This is a genomic window from Microvirga sp. P4_G7, from assembly GCF_056401005.1.
This window is the reverse complement of sequence record NZ_JBFUKD010000308.1, coordinates 1-4,199: the sequence shown is the minus strand read 5'-3', so window position 1 is coordinate 4,199 and position 4,199 is coordinate 1. Positions and strand designations below refer to the sequence as shown.

The following is a 4,199-nucleotide window of genomic DNA, read 5'->3' as shown; positions in this document are numbered from 1 at the left end:
GGATGCTTCCGTGCCGAACTGCTCGACGAGGCGGGGATCGATATCGAATTCGACCACGTCGCCCTTGGCGTCCCGCTTCAGGCTCTGATGGAAAGCGAGATCCCAACGATTTCCGAGACGCAGCACATTCAGCACTCCACCCTCCGCGAGATCGCCGCAGATCTGTTGAGCAATTCGCATGCGGACGTGTTCGACGACCTGTTCGGACCGCCGGGCGTGGGGCGCGATCTCCGCGATCGCTTCCAGGATCAGATGGAGATTCCGGATCGACACGCGCTCTGCAAGGAGGAGCTTCAGCACGGCCTGGAGGCCCGAATAGGAAATCTGCGACGGGCAGATGTCGTCGATCAGCTTCTTGTATTCCGGATCGAGCCGATCGAGGAGCGACCGCATGTCCTTGTAGGACAGAAGATGGGGCAGGTTGTTGCGGATGACTTCGCTCAGATGGGTAAGCAGAACGGAATTGCTGTCGACCGGTTCGAACCCGTCGCGCCGGACTTCGCCGGCATAGACATCGGAGATCCACATGGCTCGCATGCCAAAGGCTGGTTCACGAATCTCATCACCGGGCACATCGGGGATCGGACCATCCCCGATCACGACGAGAAGTTCCCCTGGTCGGGTTTCCTGTGTTGCGACCACGGTGCCGTGAATCTTTACCTGATAGCTCTTGGCAGGAATCGAAAGGCTATCCGAGAGCTTGATGTCGGGCACGACGAAGCCATATTGCTGCGCGAACTTGCGCCGCATCTTGCTCACCCGGTGCGCCAGCTCCCCATGCGCGCTCAGCATCTGGACGGCGAGGTGCTTGCCGAGACAGAGCTCGATTTCCGGAGTCTTGAGAGATTCCTTCACCGAATCCTTCGACTCGATTTTGGTCAGTGCCTCAGCCGCATCCACTTTCGCCTTCGCGGCCGCCTGGCGCTCCGCGAGGCGTTTGGGAATCGTGTAGGCGACGAAGGCGAGCAGAACACCGAGACCGGCGAAGGGCACCAGCGGCAAGCCCGGCACCAAAGCAAAGGCGAACATCAAAGCGGCGGCGACCGTCAGCGCGCGGGGATAGGCGCCCAGCTGGCCCATCACCGCCTGTTCGGCAGTACCGCGGGCGCCACCCTTGGAGACGAGCAGGCCGGCAGCAAGTGAAACGACGAGCGCCGGAATCTGCGAGACCAGACCGTCACCGACAGACAATTTTGTGAAGACGTCCGCCGCTTTCGAGAGGGGCATCTCGTGCCGGGTGACCCCGATGACAATGCCGCCGAAGATGTTCACCGCAATGATGATGAGGCTCGCTACCGCCTCTCCGCGCACGAACTTGGAAGCACCGTCCATCGAACCGAAGAAGGCGCTCTCCTCCTCGAGCTCTCGCCGGCGATGTTGCGCTTCCTTGTCATCGATGAGACCGGCATTCAGATCGGCGTCGATCGCCATCTGCTTTCCAGGAATTGCATCGAGCGTAAAGCGCGCACCAACCTCGGCGATACGCGTCGCGCCCTTGGTGATGACGAGGAAGTTGACCGTGATGAGAATGGTGAAGACGACGAGACCGATCACGAAATCGCCGCTCATGACGAATTGCGAAAATCCGTTGATCACGTGGCCTGCGGCAGAGACGCCTTGATGACCGTTGGCGAGAATGAGGCGCGTCGTTGCAATGCCGAGCGCCAGGCGCAGCATCGTCACGATGAGAAGAACGGTCGGAAATGCCGAGAATTCGAGCGGCTTCTGAATCCAAAGCGCCACCATCAGGATCAGGACGGACAAGGCGATCGAGAGCGCGAGGCCGATATCGATCAGGACCGCTGGTATGGGAAGGAAGAGGATCGCGAGGATGCAGACGATACCGCCCGCAAACGCTATGTCGCGACCTTTGCCGCGTTCGACCTCGACGGCCCCGCTGATCGCCATATCGGCTCAAATCCATATTCGCGTGAATGCGATACAGATTTCATTCATAAAGCTTGTGCGGGGCTGGTCAGAAGGCGTGTACGAACAACCGGGTTCGCTAGAACCCACTGGCGATCCGTCCGTAAACTTGTTCCGTGAATGTGAAGATCTGCGCGCCGACGAAGGAGCCTGTCAGGAGGGTCACGAGAAGAATCGCGATGATCTTCGGGATAAAGGTCAATGTGACTTCCTGCACTTGCGTCAACGCCTGGACGAGGGCAATCGCAATGCCGACGATCATCGCCGCAGCGACCGCCGGTCCGGCCCCGATGATGATCGTCCAGATCGCGGTCCGAACCAGTTCGAGTGCGTCGACCTCGTTCATCGTCAGCTGATCACGATGCCGGGGCCCAGGAGCAGCTCGCTGCCGTTGGCGAGCTTTGCCAGCGGTCCGTCGCTGGTGATCCGGACCGAGGAGACCTCGCCGGTGATCTTGCCGTCGGCAGAGGTCACAGTGCGCCCGATCACGCTTTCGGCCTGCGACAATGCGGAAGAAGACAAAAGCGAATCGAGCTTGGAGTTCGACAACATCGATTGCTCGACCTGCGAGAAGGTCGCGAGCTGCGCCATGTAGTCCGTCGAACTCATGGGCGCTGTCGGATCCTGATTTTTCATCTGCTCCAGCAAGAGCTTGAGGAAGGTATTGTAATTCAGCGTCGCAGCCGATTGCTGCGTCTGGCTCTTCGCGGTGCTGTTCTGCACCGCCCTGACATTGCTGACATCCATCGTCTGGTTCCTCGATCAGGCGGCTTGTATGGGGCGTGTGTCGGTCGTGACCGAGATCAGGCTGGCCTCGAGCGCGAAGAGCCCGCGAAGGAGCTTGAGAGCGTCGAACGCGCGTCCGGTATCGACCATCTCGGCGACCGATCCTAGACCCGCCACAATTTCGGGGTTCTCGAAGGATTTCAGCGTGGCCGCAAACAGATGACGGAACATGGCGCGCGCATTCTCCGCGCTCGTCGGGTCGATCAAGAGCGCCTGTACGACAAAATAGAGCTGCCGCAGCGGCGTCGTTGCGTCCTCCACTTGCAGCACATGATTCTCGAGCAGGAACGTCGCGTCGTTGAGAAGTTCGAGGGTGACCTTCCGATCGGCTCGCAACACCGCCCCGTTGATGAAGATCCGCTCGCCGGCGCGCAGCGACAAGTGCATGGACTTGTTCATCTCAGGCCGTCACGGATGGCGGTGTTGATGTCAATGAGCGCACCGTAGTTGGTGGATTCTCCGCGCCGGATGAGGTCCGCTTCTTTCATGATCCACAGGCCAATCGATACGAGCTGCGCCCTAAGCGCCTCCGGCAGGCCGTTGTCCGTGCTGACGAGATCCTCGATCAAGAAGGTCCACAGGCGCTGCACGAAGGACAGGGCGTCCGAACTCTCGAGCGAGTTTCCGCCTTTCACATCGGCGGCTCTGAGAAGTTCAATGGCCCTGTCGAAGGCCACTCTCTCCCGCTCACGGCAACCGTCGGATGCGTCTTCGAGAACTTCGGCATAGGAATATCGATACATCGTCGATCCTGAAGCAGGTTAGAGATAATTGAGGAGACTGAGCTGGCGCAGTTGCGAGGTCAGCGAATAGGACATCTGAATTTGCGTCGTGAGCGCATCGACCCGTGTCTTCGCCTCTCCCGGGTCAACATCCTCAAGGCCGCCGATGGCCTGAGTCAGGATGTTCTTTTGCAAACCCATCCGCGTGTTGGCTTGCGTGACCGTCGTCTCGGCGATGCCCAGGCCGGCCTGGATTTCAACCACGTCGTTCGTGGCCGATCCGAGGATTTCCATGACCTTTTCGACAATGACCTGCTGCGTTTCCGTTCGCATGCCCGCAAGGCCGAGATCGGCTGCCATCGTGTAGGCCATTGCAAGCTTGCGCATCGCCGTTTCATTGGCGTTGGTGGATGTTTCGATCCGCTCCGTCGTTGAGACACGACTTTCAATGTTCTGGCTGGACGCGGACGACCATGTGGCGACCCAGTTCGTATCGTCGAAGAGCGCCGTAAACGGGCCGTCGAGGAAGGTCTGCATCTGTGTCGCAGTGATGTTGAAGGCCGCCGGATCGTCCTGCGCGATGCCTCCGAAGGCAGCGGAGAACGCGGCATCGACCGCGGTCTTCGCCGCCGAAGTTGGTATTGCGTAGTAATCGGCGAGCGGTTGCTGCTTCGAGTTGATGCCTCCGAAGAGATATTGCCCACCCGACGACTTGTTGAGTTCGGACATCAACGTGTTCAGTTCGGTCTTCGCCGTATCGCGAAC

At 59.6% G+C, this 4,199-nt stretch carries 6 protein-coding genes; all 6 read right to left on the bottom strand.

The annotated features are described in order from the left end of the window. The coding region (gene flhA / locus AC1DT3_RS13405) for a flagellar biosynthesis protein FlhA (protein WP_477465747.1) at window positions 1-1,908 on the bottom strand (1,908 nt) is incomplete at its 3' end. A gap of 97 nt (window positions 1,909-2,005) precedes the next feature. After that, a complete protein-coding gene (locus AC1DT3_RS13400) occupies window positions 2,006-2,272 on the bottom strand; it encodes a flagellar biosynthetic protein FliQ (protein WP_477465746.1) in 267 nt (88 codons plus the stop codon). Window positions 2,273-2,274: 2 nt separating this feature from the next. Continuing rightward, window positions 2,275-2,673 (bottom strand): flagellar hook assembly protein FlgD, encoded by a 399-nt coding sequence (gene flgD / locus AC1DT3_RS13395; protein ID WP_477465745.1) that lies wholly within the window; start codon window positions 2,671-2,673, stop codon window positions 2,275-2,277. 15 nt (window positions 2,674-2,688) lie between these two features. After that, complete coding sequence (flbT, locus tag AC1DT3_RS13390; RefSeq protein ID WP_477465744.1) at window positions 2,689-3,111, bottom strand: flagellar biosynthesis repressor FlbT; 423 nt, start codon at window positions 3,109-3,111, stop codon at window positions 2,689-2,691. Continuing rightward, on the bottom strand, window positions 3,108-3,455 hold the full coding sequence (gene flaF, locus AC1DT3_RS13385) for a flagellar biosynthesis regulator FlaF (RefSeq protein ID WP_477465743.1): 348 nt from the start codon (window positions 3,453-3,455) through the stop codon (window positions 3,108-3,110). Before flaF ends, flbT begins: the two co-directional genes overlap by 4 nt. 18 nt (window positions 3,456-3,473) lie before the next feature. Beyond that, window positions 3,474-4,199 (bottom strand): flagellar hook-associated family protein (locus AC1DT3_RS13380; RefSeq protein WP_477465742.1); only part of this gene is annotated, 726 nt, incomplete at its 5' end.